The 16,640-nt window shown below is 59.7% G+C and carries 14 protein-coding genes; 11 read left to right on the top strand and 3 right to left on the bottom strand.

The window, feature by feature from the left end:
- Nucleotides 1-155 precede the first annotated feature (155 nt).
- On the top strand, nucleotides 156-2,519 hold the full coding sequence (ybiO, locus tag GYM47_RS16665) for a mechanosensitive channel protein (RefSeq protein WP_139525979.1): 2,364 nt from the start codon (nucleotides 156-158) through the stop codon (nucleotides 2,517-2,519).
- Between the two features lie 55 nt (nucleotides 2,520-2,574).
- Here ybiO and GYM47_RS16660 read toward each other — a convergent pair whose 3' ends face one another.
- Nucleotides 2,575-3,357 (bottom strand): SDR family oxidoreductase, encoded by a 783-nt coding sequence (locus GYM47_RS16660; protein WP_139525978.1) that lies wholly within the window; start codon nucleotides 3,355-3,357, stop codon nucleotides 2,575-2,577.
- A gap of 233 nt (nucleotides 3,358-3,590) precedes the next feature.
- Between GYM47_RS16660 and folK the strand changes: the two genes are divergently transcribed.
- Nucleotides 3,591-4,037: a 2-amino-4-hydroxy-6-hydroxymethyldihydropteridine diphosphokinase gene (gene folK, locus GYM47_RS16655; RefSeq protein WP_168444476.1), complete on the top strand. Its 447-nt coding sequence runs from the start codon at nucleotides 3,591-3,593 to the stop codon at nucleotides 4,035-4,037.
- A gap of 114 nt (nucleotides 4,038-4,151) precedes the next feature.
- Nucleotides 4,152-4,973 (top strand): flagellin N-terminal helical domain-containing protein, encoded by an 822-nt coding sequence (locus GYM47_RS16650; protein ID WP_139526241.1) that lies wholly within the window; start codon nucleotides 4,152-4,154, stop codon nucleotides 4,971-4,973.
- Between the two features lie 14 nt (nucleotides 4,974-4,987).
- On the opposite strand, the gene GYM47_RS16645 is transcribed toward GYM47_RS16650, so the two are convergent.
- On the bottom strand, nucleotides 4,988-6,547 hold the full coding sequence (locus tag GYM47_RS16645; protein ID WP_139525977.1) for a BCCT family transporter: 1,560 nt from the start codon (nucleotides 6,545-6,547) through the stop codon (nucleotides 4,988-4,990).
- Between the two features lie 411 nt (nucleotides 6,548-6,958).
- Here GYM47_RS16645 and GYM47_RS16640 point away from each other — a divergent pair, with 411 nt between their 5' ends.
- Genes GYM47_RS16640 through GYM47_RS16630 form a run of 3 tightly spaced genes read left to right on the top strand, consistent with a single transcriptional unit; the run spans nucleotide 6,959 to nucleotide 9,590 of the window.
- Nucleotides 6,959-8,026: an ABC transporter substrate-binding protein gene (locus GYM47_RS16640; protein WP_139525976.1), complete on the top strand. Its 1,068-nt coding sequence runs from the start codon at nucleotides 6,959-6,961 to the stop codon at nucleotides 8,024-8,026.
- Nucleotides 8,026-8,808 carry an ABC transporter ATP-binding protein gene (locus GYM47_RS16635; protein ID WP_153843744.1) on the top strand — a complete coding sequence of 261 codons (783 nt, stop codon included), beginning with the start codon at nucleotides 8,026-8,028 and terminating at the stop codon, nucleotides 8,806-8,808. Before GYM47_RS16640 ends, GYM47_RS16635 begins: the two co-directional genes overlap by 1 nt.
- Nucleotides 8,809-8,819: 11 nt before the next feature.
- The gene (locus GYM47_RS16630; protein ID WP_139525974.1) at nucleotides 8,820-9,590 is read left to right on the top strand and encodes an ABC transporter permease; all 771 of its coding nucleotides are present in this window, start codon (nucleotides 8,820-8,822) and stop codon (nucleotides 9,588-9,590) included.
- 13 nt (nucleotides 9,591-9,603) lie between these two features.
- Here GYM47_RS16630 and GYM47_RS16625 read toward each other — a convergent pair whose 3' ends face one another.
- Complete coding sequence (locus GYM47_RS16625) at nucleotides 9,604-10,326, bottom strand: DUF481 domain-containing protein (RefSeq protein ID WP_139526240.1); 723 nt, start codon at nucleotides 10,324-10,326, stop codon at nucleotides 9,604-9,606.
- A gap of 153 nt (nucleotides 10,327-10,479) precedes the next feature.
- Between GYM47_RS16625 and GYM47_RS16620 the strand changes: the two genes are divergently transcribed.
- The 5 genes from GYM47_RS16620 to GYM47_RS16600 all read left to right on the top strand — a co-directional run bounded on the left by GYM47_RS16620 (nucleotide 10,480) and on the right by GYM47_RS16600 (nucleotide 16,315).
- Entirely contained in the window at nucleotides 10,480-12,174 is a 1,695-nt protein-coding gene (locus GYM47_RS16620; RefSeq protein WP_139525973.1) for an ATP-binding protein, read from the top strand.
- 31 nt (nucleotides 12,175-12,205) lie between these two features.
- The gene (locus tag GYM47_RS16615; RefSeq protein WP_139525972.1) at nucleotides 12,206-12,937 is read left to right on the top strand and encodes a response regulator; all 732 of its coding nucleotides are present in this window, start codon (nucleotides 12,206-12,208) and stop codon (nucleotides 12,935-12,937) included.
- Between the two features lie 244 nt (nucleotides 12,938-13,181).
- On the top strand, nucleotides 13,182-14,177 hold the full coding sequence (locus tag GYM47_RS16610; protein WP_139525971.1) for a tripartite tricarboxylate transporter substrate binding protein: 996 nt from the start codon (nucleotides 13,182-13,184) through the stop codon (nucleotides 14,175-14,177).
- A gap of 107 nt (nucleotides 14,178-14,284) precedes the next feature.
- A complete protein-coding gene (locus GYM47_RS16605; protein WP_139525970.1) occupies nucleotides 14,285-14,767 on the top strand; it encodes a tripartite tricarboxylate transporter TctB family protein in 483 nt (160 codons plus the stop codon).
- A 48-nt stretch (nucleotides 14,768-14,815) separates the two neighbouring features.
- On the top strand, nucleotides 14,816-16,315 hold the full coding sequence (locus GYM47_RS16600; RefSeq protein ID WP_139525969.1) for a tripartite tricarboxylate transporter permease: 1,500 nt from the start codon (nucleotides 14,816-14,818) through the stop codon (nucleotides 16,313-16,315).
- The last annotated feature ends 325 nt before the right edge of the window (nucleotides 16,316-16,640 follow it).

Genomic DNA, 16,640 nt, shown 5'->3' with positions numbered 1-16,640 from the left:
TCTCTTTCTTCGAGTCATGTTACGCTAGTCACTTTGGATCGAGCGTTATACAAAGCTTGCATTTCCATTGGATGCACTATCCTGTGTTTAACATTCTTAGGTTGAATTTTAACGAGGGCAGGATGGCAAATACTCACCCAAAAGGAGGTTATGGTGTGACGTCACTACGTTTACTCCCCTGGCTCAGCGTCTGGATGCTGGCGCTGTTCGCCATGCTGGCCGGGCCAGCCATGGCGCAAACCACGTTAAGCGCCGAGAGCGATGCGTCCGTCGCTGAAGAGCAGCCCTCTTATGCGGCGCTGGCCGACCTGCTGGAAGACGAGCAGGCCCGCCAGGAGCTCATTGAACTGCTGCGTAATCAAGCGTCTGAGTTGCCTGCTGGCGTTGCGGCCGAGCTGTCGCCGGAAGCCGCTGCCGCGGGGGGCAACGTAGCGCCCGAGGACGTCTCACTACCCCGCCAGTTGGCAGAGTTGACCAGCCGTGTAGTAGGTGATGTGGGCGGTCAGATCGAGCAGGCTGCGGCGATCGTCGGCAATATGTTCACCGGCCAAGGCACGGGCAGCAGCTTCGATATGGCGGCCTTCATGAGCGCAGCCATCAACCTGGGCATCGTGATCGTGGCGACCTTCGCCATTTTTATGGTGTTCCGCCGGTTGGCAAAATCATTGTTCACCAAAATCAGCGGCTGGTCACAGCAGGGCACGGGACTGACGCCGGTGCTACGTTTAGTGCTGTGTGTCGCGGTCGCCGCGGTCGTCGATATTCTTTTGATCGCCCTGGCGTACGTTGGCGGTAACTTGGTGGCCACCTTTGCCGTGGGAGAGACCGGTGAACTCTCTACCCGCGCGTCGCTCTTTTTAAATGCCTTCTTGATCATCGAACTGCTCAAAGCCGGTGTACGAATGCTCTTCTCCTCGCGTTACGAGGGTCTTCGCTTATTACCGATTTCAGCTCAAGAAGCCTCGTATTGGAACCGCTGGCTGGCGCGCCTGATTGGCATGGTGGGGTACGGCCTGATGGTCGTCGTGCCGCTGGTCAACTTCTATGTGGCCGCCACCCTGGGACAAGCGGTCGGCACGCTGATCATGCTGCTGGCGTTTATCTATGCGGTGGGCGTGGTGCTCAAAAACCGCGTGCGCCTGCGCGATAATCTAAATCAAATGAGCGCGCGCTCGACGCTGACGGCGAGCCGTGTGTCGCTGCAGCTGTTTGCCCGGACGTGGCACCTGTTTGCATTGATCTACTTCCTGATGGTGTTCGTGCTGACCCTGACCCGTCCAGGCGATGCGCTGCCCTTCGTACTTTACGCGACACTAAAAACCTTGGGGGCCGTGGTCGTAGGCCTGCTGCTCTCTGCGTTTCTGACGCAAACCATTGGCCGTCGTATCCAGCTCTCCGACGATCTGCGCCGCAAACTGCCGCTTTTGGAAGTGCGTTTGAATAGCTACGTGCCCAACGCGCTGCGCGTGCTGCGCACGGTGATCGTCGTCGCGGTAATCATGGTCGTGCTGGACGCCTGGGGAGCCTTTAACCTCGCCGCTTGGTATGCTTCCGAGCGTGGCGCCAACCTAGTGGGTAACCTGATCAGCGTGGCCGTCATTCTGATCGTGGCTCTCGGTGTCTGGCTGGGGCTGGCGAGCCTGATCGAGCACAAGCTCAACCCGGAAACCGGACATGGTGAGCCGTCGGCTCGCGCCAAAACGCTGCTGAGTTTATTCCGTAACGCGCTGGCAATTGCCATGGTGACCATCACCGGCATGATCGTGCTGTCGGAAATCGGCATCAACATCGGGCCGCTGATTGCCGGTGCCGGTGTGCTGGGTCTGGCGATTGGTTTTGGTGCGCAGAAGCTGGTGCAGGATGTGATCACCGGGGTGTTCATTCAGGTAGAGAACGCCATGAACACCGGCGACGTGGTCACCGTGGGCGGCGTGACCGGCACGGCCGAGCGTTTGAGTATCCGCTCGGTGGGCATTCGTGACCTGTCCGGTACCTACCATATCGTACCGTTCTCCAGCGTCGATACCGTCTCCAACTACATGCGTGAGTACGGCAACCATGTGGGCGAGTACGGCATTGGTTACAACGAAAGTATCGACGAGGCGATCGAGCAGCTACAGCTAGCCTTCGAAGATCTTAAAGCCAGCGAAGAGCATGGTCATAAACTGTTGGCGGACATGACCGTGGCGGGTGTCACCGCGCTGGCCGACAGCTCGGTCAATATCCGTGTCGTGATCAAGACCACGCCAGGCGATCAGTGGGCCGTGGGCCGCGCTTACAATCGTTTGGTCAAGCTGCGCTTCGACGCCGCGGGCATCGAGATTCCGTTCCCGCATACCACGCTCTACTTTGGCGAAACCAAAGGGGGCAAGACGCCGCCCGCCAACGTGCGTATTTTGGAGGCGAAAGCCGAGAAAAAACGGACCGAAACGGCGCCCTTGTCAGAGCGCAGCGAAGACGCACTACAGCATAACCCGGAGCATCACAAGCCGGATCATGACGATGTCGATGAGACCTAAGCATTGATATCGTGACCTACGCGAGGCCGCCTCCGGGCGGCCTCTTTGCGTTGGGTCAGCGGTCGCCGGGTTGGTTTTTGGAGTGATGGTTTTTGGGATGATAGTTCTCGGAGTGGCGACCTTCGAGGTTGATCGACTCGCCGCCGTCCACGAACAGGATTTGTCCGGCGACGAAGGCGTTGTCCAGTAGATAGTGCAAGGCTTGTACAAGGTGGGCTGGATCGCCCTGGTGATCCACCGGAATCCCGTCGATGCGCCACTGGATATAGTCGCTGGTGCGTTGAGAGGCGGGTAACACCACTCCCGGCGCAATACCGTTGATGCGCAGGCGTGGAGCAAACTCCAGCGCGGCCATCCGCGTCATCTCGGCCAAACTCTTTTTGGAGAGCAAGTAGGCCGCATACGGGTACTGGTGATAGGCCACCTTGTTATCGATGATGTTGATCACCTGGCCCTGCGCTACCGCATCGGCAAAATGGCGTGTGAGAAGCAGCGGGGTGAACATATTGACCCGAAATTGGGTCTCCAGCATTGCCAGCTCGGTCTTTGCGATGGGCGCGGGCTCGTAGGCCGAGGCGCTATTGAGCAGCACGTTCAAGCCGGGGAAGCGTGTTACCGCCTGTTGTATCAGGCTCTCCAGCGAGTCGCTCAGAAAGTTACAGGGTAGTATCTCGCACTCCCTCCCTTTGCCGCGAATCACCGTGGCGACCTCTTCAGCCTCCCCGCGTGAGCTGTTCACGTGCAGAGCAATATCGAAACCTTTGTCGGCCAAGGCTTCTGCAAAGTGGCGACCAAGCCGTGTGGCGCCGCCGGTGACGAGTGCCGCAGGTGTCGGCATGACGAATCCCTCGCTGTCGATAGGAAGTGAATGGTGGTGGAGCAATAACGAAGACTCTCTGCGTGAGCGCAGCGTTTGTCAATAACTTGTACAGAGCTTGAACAAAATGACCCACGTTCTACTCTGTGAAAACGCAGCCTGCTTGCGTCTATCGGCCTTTGGATGAGTGCATGGCCGTGTGAAAGCGTTTTGACCTCGTTACACCATCATCGGCTTATCTATGGAATGTCGCTATGTCATCAACGTCGTCGCATGCAACAACCGGCAGCATGCACCATGAGTGCGTGATCTCAGTGGGGTCCAATATCGAACCCGAACACCACTTTTCTCAAGCGCTGGAGATTTTGAGCAGCGAGTGCGAGCTGGTGGCCCGCTCGTCCGCCGTCCGTACGTCGCCGGTGGGCTTTCAACATCAGCCCGATTTTCTCAATGCCGCGCTGGTGGTGCGCACTGCGCTGGATCGGGACGCCTTCAAAGCCTATCTGAAAGAGGTCGAGGATCGCTTGGGACGGGTGCGCGGGCCGATCAAATCCGGTCCTCGAACCATGGATCTAGACATCGTGGCGTGGGACGGTGAAATCGTCGACGACGGTTACTTCAAGCATCAGTACGTGCGTGGCCCGGTCGATGCGGTATTGAGCGCCAGCGGGCGCTCCATAAGCGCAGGCCCCGTCTCGTAGCCCTGCCATCGCCAGCATGTGAGGTGTCGTCGATGCTGCAGGCCTCATGTTTTTTGGCCATTGGCCGATAACGATGCTAACGGCGCCTTCGCGCTTACCGTCGAGGTCACTTATGTGATCAGCCTTGCGACCAATATCACGTCGCTACTGGTAATGAACCATTTGCGTACGAGCCAACAAGCGATGCAGACCTCCATGGAGCGTCTGTCGTCTGGGCTGCGTATCAATAGCGCCAAAGACGACCCTGCGGGTCAGGCCATCGCTAATCGCATGGGCGCGCAGATCCGCGGCATGAACCAGGCGATCCGTAATACCAATGACGGAATTTCCATGGTGCAAACTGCCGAAGGTTCGCTGAACCTGATCAACGACAGCCTGCAGCGTATTCGCGAGTTGAGCGTTCAGGCGCTCAATGGCACCAATTCGTCAGACGATCTTGCCTCTATTCAGTTGGAAATCGACCAGCGCCTGGAGGAGATCGATCGCGTCGCTGGGCAGAGTAATTTTAACGGCATCAGGCTGGTCGAGAGCGATAAAACCCTCAACATTCAGGTGGGCGCCAACGCCGGAGATGTGATTGGCGTGCGCTTTTCGGGAATGGGGCGCCAGGCCTTGGGCATGGACGGTTTCAGCGTATTGGACGATGGCTCGGCCACGCCCAACCCGATGGATGTCGTGGATGAGGCCATGAAGCAGGTCGATCGTCAGCGTAGTTATTTTGGCGCGGTACAGAACCGTTTCGAGAGCGTCATCGACGGCCTCAATACCAACATCATCACCACCTCCGCCGCCCAGTCGCGTATCCAAGACGCCGACTACGCGCAAGAAGTCTCCAATCTGATTCGTGCCCAACTGCTACAACAGGTGGGTATCGCCATGCTGACCCGGGTCAACCAGCAGCCACAGCTGATTCTGCGGCTGCTGGAGGGGCTATAACGACGAGCCGCCGATCAGCGTTCGTCGATGATGCCCTGTTCCCGTGCCATGGCATAAGCCGCCTGCGGCCCGTTCCATAACGAAGGCAGCAGTATCAGCGACACCGGGATCGCGGTGATCACGATGAACTGCTGCAGCGCGCTGATTTGCCCTGCGCCCATGTACAGCAGCACGGCCGCCATCAGCGCCATGGCAATGCCCCAGAAAGCGCGCATGTAGGGACTGGGGGCATCGTGTCCCGCACCGACGACGGCAATGGCATAGCTCATCGAATCGCCGGTAGTGGCCACGAAAATCGTCGTTAGCAGCAGAATCGCCAGCGCCATCCAGGTGCCGCCGGGCAGCGCCTGGGCCACCGTGAGCGTCGCCACGTCGAATTGGAAGTTGTTGAGCGCTTCGCTGAGGTCGATCACACCGGTGAGCTGGTAATAGATGCCCGAACCGCCCAGCAGCGTAAACCACACGGTGGTGGCAATCGGGGCGAGCACCGCCACGGCCACGATCATCTCGCGAATGCTGCGGCCCCGTGAAATGCGCGCCACGAAGATCGCCATCAGCGGCGCATAGCCAATGAACCAGGCAAAGAAGAACACCGTCCACCACTGCATCCACCACGCCGGGGCGGTTTCAGCGGTCATCGTCGCCATGGTGAAAAACTCGCTGATATAGGCCCCCATACTGGACAGATAGGTATTGACCAAAAACAGCGTGGGGCCGAATACGATGATGACGGCGCCGATGGCCAGCGCCAGCAGCACGTTGAAACGGCTCAACAGCTGAATGCCCTTGTGGACGCCGCTCATGGAAGAGAGCACATAGATAACGCCCAATACGCCTAGGATGATGAGCTGGCCCGTGTAGCCCTCCGGCAGACCAAACAACTCATGCAAGCCAAAGCTCACCTGCGTGGCCAAAAAGCCGATGGGGCCGACCGTGCCCGCCACCAGAGCAATCACACAGCAGGCATCCACGATGCTGCCCAGCGGGCCACGCATCAAGCGCTCGCCCAACACCGGGTAGAGCAGCGTGCGCGGCTGAAGCGGCTGGCCTTTTACGTAGTGCGCATGGGCCAGCACCACGGCGGTGAGCGAGCCCAGCACGGCCCAGGCCATGAAGCCCCAGTGCATGAACGATTGACCCAACGCACCGGCAACGGCGTTGGCGGTGCCCGGTTCGGTATCGAACGCAGGCGGTGTCACGACGAAGTGATACACCGGCTCGCCTGCGGCAAAAAACACGCCGCCACCGGCTAGCAGGGTACACAGAATGATCGAAAGCCACTTGAACGTGCTCATTTCGGGTGCATCGAGGTTACCAATCTTGGCTTTCGCCGCGGGCGTCAACGCCACGCCCATCGCAATGAAAAACGTCAGTAACAGCAGGAGTTGGAAATAGCTGCCCAGGACGAGGGCCGTCCAGGCGAAGCCTGCGCTAATCGAGCTGGCGACTCGTTCGATGTCATAAAACGAGAGCCCAAGAAACGCCACGATAAAGCCGATGCTGAGCAGCAGCACGATAGGATCGCCGAGGGAGAAACGCGAAGACCCCTCGGCGTGTCGAGGAGGTTGGTTCATGATGAACACCTATGGATGGGAGTGGCAGGGAGAAATGCGGAAGCAGAACCACGAGTTTAACAAACCGCTGCGTGAGCCGACTTAACGGCCCAGGAGCATTGGATGCGATACCCGTCGTCGCCGCCCGTTTTCAGGACAAATTTTCAGGACAAAAAAAAGCGCCATTCAATGAATGGCGCGAGGACAGGAAACTGAGCACAGTGTACCGATGAATTAGACCAAAGTCTAACGATTAGAGCGGAAATGTTTAAAAATGGTGCGTGCCGCAAAGTGATTGCACCATTTTGAACGTTTACGGAGCGCCTTCCGCTATCGGCAGCCCTATAACGCTATGAAAAAATAGTAAAAATCGAAAAATGGCAGTATTGCTGCAACGGGCAGGGCATCATTGTATACAAGGTGCCTCAAGCCATGACACAACGCCCTGGTTCTGCTTCACCCCGCTCAATCTCCAGCACGATCTCCAGCACGCTAGGCGGCTTAGCGCTATCGCTGCTGCCGATGGGCGCTCTGGCAGACATGACCCCTATCCGTTTCCAGCTCGACTGGCGATTCGAAGGCCCCGCTGCACCGTTCTTGATGGCGGCTGAAAAGGGCTATTTCGCCGAAGAAGGCCTGGACGTGCAGATCGATTCCGGCAGCGGCTCGGCAGGTGCGGTGAATCGGGTGGCGTCAGGCGCCTACGAAATGGGCTTTGGCGACCTGAACGCGTTGATCGAGTTCCTGGCCGAAAATCCCGAAGGCCCTGGCATCCAGGGGGTCTACATCGTCTATGACGGCACGCCAGCGGCGGTATTTGCCCGCAAAGAGAGCGGCATTGAAAGCCCCGCCGATCTTGCAGGCAAAACCATTGCCGCGCCCGCCTTCGATACCGGCTACCGCGCCTGGGGCATTTTCGCGGCTGCCAACGGGCTAGAAACCGATGCCGTGGAGTGGCAAAACGTCGACCCCACGCTACGGGAAACCCTGCTGACCCGTGGCGACGTAGATGCCATCACCGGGTTCTACTTCACCAGCCTGCTGAACCTGGAAGAGCGGGGAATGAGCGAAGAGGATCTGACCATCATGCCGTTCCCTGACTATGGCGTGCCGCTCTACGGCAACGCGATATTGGCTAGCGAAGCCTTTGCCCAAGACAATCCCGAGGCGGTTCAGGGATTTTTGCGTGCTTTTAACCGTGCGCTAGGAGAAACGCTGGCCGACCCAGACGCCGCCATCGAGTACGTGAAAAACCGCGATGGCTTGATCGATGTGGAGATGGAGACCCGCCGTTTGAAACTGGCGCTGGAGAGCGTGGTGGACACCCCGGATGCCCGCGAGTTTGGCGTAGGCGGCGTGGATGACGAGCGCTTGATGCAGGCGATTCAACTGGTCGCTGATGCCTATGATTTGCCGACGCTGCCGTCGCCCGATCAAGTGTTCGATTCCCGCTACCTGCCGCCGGTAGAAGAGCGCATGCTGCTATCGGAGACCGAGTGATGTCGGCAGCGTTTGTCCGTTTCGATGACGTAAGCCTGGCCTATGATGGCACCGGCAACGCCATCGAGGATATCAATCTCGCTATCCACGAAGGCGAGTTCGTCGCCTTCGTGGGGCCCTCCGGGTGCGGTAAATCCACCTTCATGAAGCTATGTACCGGGCTGCACGCGCCGACCCAGGGCAGCGTGCGCGTGGACGATGCACCCGTGACCGGACCGCTGAAGATCTCGGGCATGGCGTTTCAGAACGCCAATCTACTTCCCTGGCGTACTACCCTGGATAACGTGCTGCTGCCGCTGGAGATCGTCGAGCCGTATCGGCGGCAGTTTCGGCAGCGCCGCGAGGAGTTCAAAGGCTGGGCGCGGGCGTTGCTTGCCACGGTTGGCTTGGCCGAGCACGAAGATAAGTATCCCTGGCAGCTCTCGGGGGGTATGCAGCAGCGGGCCTCCATTTGCCGCGCGCTGATTCATCGGCCGCGCCTGCTGATGTTGGACGAGCCCTTTGGCGCGCTAGACGCTTTTACCCGCGAAGAGCTGTGGTGCGTGCTGCGGGACTTATGGGAAGCCCAGCGCTTTACCGTCGTGCTGGTGACCCACGATCTCCGCGAAGCCGCGTTCCTGGCCGACACGGTCTACGTCATGAGCCGCCGCCCCGGCCGCGTCATCGAACGGCGCCGTATCGAACTGCCTCGCCCGCGAGCGCTGGAAACCACCTACGAAAAGCCCTTTATCGACCTAGTGCAGGACTTACGCGCCCAGATTGGCGACGTGCGCAGCACCTAACGGATATGAACATGACCCATAACAGCAAGCTGATTGAACGGCTCGCGCCCTGGATCGCTGTGGCCGTTCTCGTGGCCGTCTGGGAAGCCTCCGTACGGCTCTTCAACGTACCGAGCTTCATTTTTCCCAGTGCGCTGGACACCCTGCAGGCGCTGATGACGTATTCCGGGCCGATTGCCATGCACTCCTGGCAAACCTTTTGGACCACGCTGATTGGTTTTGGGTTGGGGGTCGTGGTGGGGCTGGTGCTGGGTTTCATCGTGGGATCGTCACGCTTTCTCTATAACGCCTGCTACCCGCTCTTGGTGGGTTTCAACGCCATCCCAAAAGTCGCGTTCGTGCCCATTCTGGTGGTTTGGTTTGGGATCGGTTCCGTGCCCGCCATCCTCACCGCGTTTTTGATCTGCTTCTTTCCCATCGTGGTGAACGTGGCGACGGGGCTGGCGACGCTGGAGCCGGAAATGGAGGACGTGTTGCGCGTATTGGGTGCGCGGCGTATCGACGTGCTGCTCAAGGTGGGCCTGCCGCGCTCGCTACCGTACTTTTTTGCTTCGCTAAAAATCGCCATCACCCTGGCGTTTGTGGGCACGGTGGTGTCGGAAACCGTGGCGTCTAACCAAGGCATTGGCTACTTGATGATGAGCGCTGGCTCACAGATGCGCATGGGCTTGGTGTTCGCCGGATTGCTGGTGATCAGCGCCATGGCGATGGTGATGTACGAGCTGTTCGCGCTGTTGGAAAAGCGCATGACCGGTTGGGCTCACCGAGGGCAGAACCGCTAGCAGCCACTGCTGTTTACCAGCTATATAGCAGCGAGGCGCTGGTGGTGGTATCGGTGCGCTCGCTGGCGTCTTCGGGCGGTTGAGAGTTGTGCTTCACTTCGTAAGAGAGTCGCAGCGACAGCTTGGCATTCAGCCGGGCAGTGAGAGAGGTCAGCGAGCGAGCGGTGGTGTTGGCTTCGGTGTACTCCACCGACATCTCCTGGGCGAGATCGGCGAATTCAGAGAATCGGTAGCGGTAATCCAGCGCGGTATAGGCGACGGCGAGCTGCTCGTTATCCGTATCTCGCAGGCGGTCGTTGCGATAGCCGGGCCCTGCTTCTAGCGATAGCGTATGGCGCTTACTCTCCAATAGCTGTCGCCCATAGCCGCCAATCACCGAGAGCTGCTGGTCGTAACCGGCAAAACGGTCCTTCTCCCAGCGGGCAAAGCCAAACAGGTAGTGCGGCCCGCTAAAGTCGTAGCGTTCACGCCCTGCGAGCAGATATTGCTCCGCGCTGGTTTCGCCATCCTTGCTGACGTTACGCACTTCCCCTCGCAGCGAATGGGTCAACTGACCGGTCAGCCAGGTCAGACGCGATTTGCCGATCAGTGTTTGGCTATCGGTGTTGCCCGACAGGTGGGTAAAGCCGAGCTCGGCGTCGCCGCTGAACACCGGCGAGTCCTCTTTGGGCGGTGGCGGAGCGTAGAACGGATAAGCTATGGCCCCGGTTGTCCACAGGAGCGTGGTGCCAAACATCAGGGAGCAAAATAGGTGTCGCACGACACTCCTCCTTGAGCGTAGAGTCGTTAAGAGGCTGCTATATAAGCACAGTGAGGCAGCAGCGCAACGACTAACGGCCATTAGGCGCTGCGTGCCATAATGACGCGGTCGCGCACCATGAGTTCCGTTATGACTGCTCCTCGCCCCCGAACACTGGCCGAATTACAGCGCTGGCGCCGCACTCGTGCCAAGCGCCGCTGGTACAAACGCAGTTTTCGCCTGCAAGTCATGATGCTGGTGGGGCTGCTGCTGGCGGGGATGTTGCTGGCCCAGGGCACGTATCTCAACCACCGCAAAGCCGAGATCATCACCCATCAAATGGGCGAGCGGGCGCTGGCGGTGGCCAAGACCGTGGCCGGGATGCCGCAGATCGTCAACGCGTTTGCGACGTCTGACCCCTCTGCCATCATTCAGCCGCTCGCCGAGCGCGTGCGCCATGAGACCGGCGCGCGCTATGTGGTGGTGGGCAATGCCCAGTCTATCCGCTACTCCCATCCCGTTCCCGAACGGATCGGCCAGCCCATGGTAGGCGGCGATAACGAGCAGGCGCTGATCTATGGCCAGTCCTATGTCTCGGAAGCGACCGGCACGCTCGGCACGGCCATGCGTGGCAAGACACCGGTATGGGACGAAGAGGGCAATATCATCGGCGTGGTATCGGTGGGCTTCATGCTCGAACGGGTCGATATGGACGTTGCCCGCTACACCAGTCTGGGCTGGGCCCTCGTGGCGCTCATGATCGTGTTGGGCTTCGCGGGTGCTTATTGGCTTTCACAGCATTTGAAGAAGATCATTTTAGGCTTGGAACCCTATGAAATCGCTCGCTTGGCCATGGAGAAAGAGGCCATTCTGCAGTCGATTCACGAAGGTATTCTTGCGGTGAATCGAGAGGGCCATATCACCCTGGTCAATCAGCAGGCACGGCGCTTTTTGGCGCTGCCCGACGAGCATGTGCTGTTAGGCCAGCCCATTCGGGAGGTGGTGCCCAACTCGCGGCTACTGGAAGTCTTGAAGCGCGGTGAGCAGGAGTTCGACCAGGAGATGTGGCTCGGCGATCATCCGGTGGTGGTCAACCGCGTGCCGATTGTGCATGAAGGCGAAATAGAGGGGGCCGTCGCTACCTTTCGCAGCCGTCGGGAGATCATCGACCTCTCTCAAGCGTTGACCCAGGCGAGCCGCGATGTGGACATGCTACGCGCCCAGGCCCATGAGTTTTCCAATAAGCTCTACACCATTTCGGGACTGCTGCAGCTTCAGCGCATCGAGGAGGCGCTGGCGCTAATTCACCAGGAAACCGAGCGTGCCCAGGCGCAAATGAGCTTTTTAATGCGCCACGTGGCGGATGCCGTACTGAGCGGTACACTGCTGGGCAAGCTCACCCGTGCCCGCGAGCTGGGCGTTGCGCTGGAGATCGACGAGCAGAGTTCGCTCTCCTGTCCGCTGACCCCAACGGGCCAGGAAGTGATGATGAGCGTGGTCGGCAATCTGTTGGATAACGCCTGCCACGCCGCCCTCAACGGGCCGCACGGTGACCAGCCCCAGGTGCGGCTATTCTTTACCGATCTTGGCGAGCAGTTGCTCATCGAAGTGGAAGATAACGGACCCGGCGTGCCCGCCGAGCATGCCGAGTCGATCTTCGTCGACGGGTTCTCCACCAAGACCGGCAAACACCGGGGTATTGGTCTCGCCCTGGTGGCCAGGCTTTGCCGTCAGCATGGCGGTGCGGTGACGCTGGAGGAGAGTGAGCTGGGGGGGGCGTGCTTCATCGCCGTGCTGGATCGCGCGCTATGCGCAGACTCCGCCAACTCTTCCCTGACTTCATGACGAGCACACGACGATAATAAGAGGACACCGCATGTCTACGACGCAATACGGCATTTTGGTCGTCGAAGACGATTTTCGCATTGCCGATATCCATCGCGCCTTCATCGAGCAGAGCGAAGGGTTTTACGTGGTCGGCATGGCGCGCAACGGCAGCGAAGCCAAGGCGCTAATGGCACAGCACGCCGCCGATATTCAGCTCATTTTGCTCGATGCCTACTTGCCCGACGTGGAGGGGCTCGAACTACTCTGGGCTATCCGACGGGATCATGTTCATGTGGACATCGTCATGGTCACCGCCGCCAAAGAGGTGGAAACCATCAGCGAAGCGCTGCGTGGCGGCGTGTTCGACTACCTGATCAAACCCATCGAAGCGACCCGCATGAACCAGATGCTGGCCCGCTTTCGCCGTGAGCGTGAGGCGCTGGCCAATCGCGCGGAAATGAGCCAGGACGAACTGGATCACGTGCTGTCCCGGATGACGCCCAGCGAGCCCACGCGCACGGCAAGCCGAACGCTGCCCAAAGGTATCGACCGCTTGACGCTGCGTCGGGTCGTAGACGCGCTGGCCTGCGAGTCCGATTCGCTCACGGCCATGCAGGTGGCGCGCACCATGGGGGCGAGCCGCTCGACGGCGCGTCGCTATTTGGAGTTTTTGGTCGCCGAGCAGGCCGTCAGTGCCGAGCTGGGCTATGGCGATGTAGGCCGTCCCGAGCGGCGCTATCGGCTATTGAGCGCCGCCAAAGGATGGCTGGAAACGCTATGAGCAGCACAGCGTGAACAAAATGAACAAAACGCACAAAAAGAACAGTTTGTCGTTAATGGCCATAAGCTTGTCGAGGAGGGTGGCACTCTTCTAACGTTCAGGGCGTAACCACACAAAGCTAATCATCGAGTGCCAAGCGCTGCTGGTTAGCCGTGCTTTTGGTTCGTTCGGCGCACACAACAAACCGCGCCCACCAAAACACCGTTTGAACAATAACGCCTGAACAAAAACGTGGAGAACGCCAATGACTACGCTTTCCTTGAAGCGCATCGCCGTGCTGGCCCTGCCGATGGCGGCCCTGGCCATGACGACCGCTGCCCAAGCGCAGGAGTGGACGCCGAGCAAGTCCATCGAATTCATCGCCCCCGCCAACCCCGGCGGCGGTTGGGATACGCTGGTACGCACCATGTCCCGCGTGATTCAGCAGGAGTCTCTGGCAGACGAAAGCTTCGCGGCCATCAACGTACCCGGCGGCGGCGGCGCAGTGGCGTGGGCCCAGGTCGCCCGTGATAGCGGCAACCCGCATAAACTGTTTGCCACCAGCCCGCCGATGATTCTGGTGCCGCTGGCAGGCGCTTCCCGCTATGACCACACCGACTTTACGCCGATCGCGCGAATCAATACCGATTACTCCATCATCCTGGTGGCGGCGGACTCCGAGTACCAAACCCTCGATGACCTGTTCGAAGCACTCAAAGCCAACCCCGGCCTGAGCGTAGGCGGCGGCAGTGCGCCTGGCTCCATGGATCACATTTCAATGGCGGGCCTGGCCTCGGCAGCGGGAATGGAAGCGTCTGCAGTGAACTACATTCCGTTCTCCGGCGGTGGCGATGCCATGACCAACCTGATGGGCGGCCACATCGAAGCGGTGATCGGCGGTGCCGGTGAAGCGGTGGGTCAGTTAGGCGAAGGCAGCCAACTGCGTGCGCTGGGCGTCTCCTCCGAAGAGCGTCTGGGCGGCGGCTTGGCCGACGTGCCCACCTACCAAGAGCAGGGCTACGACTACACCTTCGACATTTGGCGCGGTGTGATGGGCGCGCCAGAAATGCCGGAAGAGGCGGTCGAATATTACGAAACGCTGTTTGCTGACATGCTCGAAACCGACGCATGGCGCGAAGCCAGCGACCAGCTGGGCTGGATCGATGCGTACCAGAATAGCGAAGAGTTCGGCGCCTTTCTGGATGAGCAGCAAGAGCAGTTCAGCAGCGTGCTGACCGACCTGGGCCTGCTGCGCCAATAAGCGCCAACACCCGTTAGCGATACGCCGGCGGCCAAGCGCCGCCGGATGCGTCTATCTGTTACCGCGAGAGCCAGCGCGTCAGCGCTGGTGTCTTCGGAGAAATCCCAATGACTCGATTGAATATCAACCAGTGGCTAGCGCTCGTGCTGGCGCTAGTGGCGGCTGTTTACTTGGCCATGGCCTGGCAAATTCCGACGTTCCCTCTGCCGCGCCCAGTGGATTCGGACCTCTTCCCCAAAGTGCTGGGTGTGTCGCTGCTGATTCTGGCTGCGCTACTGTTTTTCGAGAAGCCGAGTGCCATCGCTGGGGCCGATGAGATCGACCATGAGGCCACCCGAGGTCCGCTCCTATTCACTCCCTGGGCACGCGTCATCGTGACGGCACTGGCCATTGCCGCCTATGCCTTCTTGCTGGTGCCGCTGGGTTTCGTGCTGGCCTCCACGCTGCTGAGCGTGGGGTTGACCGCCTATTACGGCTATCGACGCCATGGCGTCAACCTGGCGGCGTCGCTGGGCGTGGTACTGGCCCTTTACCTGACCATGACGCGGGTAATGGATGTTTATCTGCCCACCGGCTTACTGCCGTTCTAAGCAGGTGTGCAAGCGCACGCTTAGCAGGCTTTAACGAGAGACACTCCCATGGATGCCTTGAACAATCTGATGTACGGCTTTGGCATCGCGCTAGAGCCCATCAATATCGCCTACGTATTTGCCGGTGTGTTTGCCGGTACCATCATCGGCATGCTGCCCGGCCTAGGGCCGATCAGCGCGCTGGCCCTGATGATTCCGATTACCTTTGCCATGGAGCCCTCCTCCGGGTTGATTCTGATGGCCGGGGTCTACTACGGCGCCATCTTCGGCGGCTCGACCTCCTCCATCCTACTCAACGCCCCGGGCGTGGCGGGCACGGTGGCTACCTCCTTCGATGGCTACCCGATGGCCAAGCAGGGCATGGCGGGTAAGGCGCTGGCCATTGCCGCTTACGCCTCCTTCATCGGCGGCACGGTGTCGGTGATCTTTTTGATGCTGGTGGCCCCGCTGCTTTCCAAAGTGGCGGTGAGCTTTGGCCCGGCTGAGTACTTCGCCCTGATGGTGCTGGGCTTGACGGCGGTCGTATCACTGTCGGACAAGTCGCTGGTCAAAGGCCTGATTGCGGCGGTCGTCGGCGTGATGATTTCGATCGTCGGGATCGACACGCAAACCGGCACCGAGCGCTTTACCTTCGACTCGATCCAGCTGCTCGACGGGATCGACTTCCTGGTCGTGGCGCTGGGTATCTTCGCCCTGGCGGAAGTGTTCTACATGCTGCTACGCGGCGGCGGTGGTAAAGAAGTGCCACGCAACGTGATCGGCTCGCTGAAGCTGAGCCGTGGCGAAGTGAAGAAGATCGCTGGCCCCATCAGCCGCAGCTCCGTACTGGGCTTCTTTACCGGCGTATTGCCGGGGGCGGGCGCCACCATTGGCTCCTTCCTGGGCTATAGCATGGAGAAGCGCCTGGCGAAAGATGGCGACACCTTTGGTCAAGGCAACATCAAAGGCGTGGCCGCGCCGGAAGCGGCCAACAACGCCGCGTGTACCGGCTCGTTCGTACCGCTGCTGACGCTGGGGGTGCCGGGGTCCGGCACGACGGCGGTGCTGTTGGGCGCGCTGCTGGTGATGGGCGTCACGCCTGGCCCGATGATGCTGGAGCAGCGCCCAGACGTGTTCTGGGGCGTGATTGCCAGTATGTACATCGGCAACATCTTCCTGCTGGTACTCAACCTGCCGCTGATTCCGCTGATCGCCAAAATCCTCGACCTGCCGCGCCCGCTGCTGCTGTCGATGATCCTGATCTTCTGCATGATCGGCGTTTACGGCATGAGCTTCAGCGTGTTCGATCTGCTGCTGCTACTGGGCTTTGGCCTGTTGGGCTTGGGTATGCGTCTGTTTGGCTTCCCCACCGCGCCGCTGATTCTGGCGCTGATCCTCGGCAACATCATGGAAGAGTCCATGCGCCGGGCGCTGCAGATCTCCGGCGGTGACTGGACCACCTTCATCGACAAGCCCATCTCGCTGGCGCTACTGGTGATTGCGGTGCTGTCGCTGGGGCTGCCGCTGCTCAAAAAGCGGCGCAACAAAGCGGCCACCGCTGCTAACTGACCCGCTATGGCGGAACCCTAAAGCGTCCTCGCGTCTGCGAGGACGCTTTTTTTATGCTATATCACCGCCTGTGGTGCAAAGCATCTTGTTGGTGCATGACAACCGTGCATGCGCGCTACTGTATTGCGCTATTTTGGTGCTAAGTGGCCTGGAGCATGTTTTTTGTATACGGCTAAGTGGTTGATTGTGTTTTTAATCATGGTCTTTGTTCCACATTGGCGCACCCCTTGCAGTGTGTAGAGCGACGTGTGAAGAACGAGCAGCAACTCGCTACCCACGAGTGGACGCACCAAGTGCTCCGTCGCCTCGATAACGACAACGCTTG

The organism is Vreelandella piezotolerans (assembly GCF_012427705.1).
Lineage (GTDB): Bacteria > Pseudomonadota > Gammaproteobacteria > Pseudomonadales > Halomonadaceae > Vreelandella > Vreelandella piezotolerans.
The sequence above is the reverse complement of the archived record's forward strand: the minus strand, read 5'-3'. Positions and strand labels throughout refer to the sequence as shown.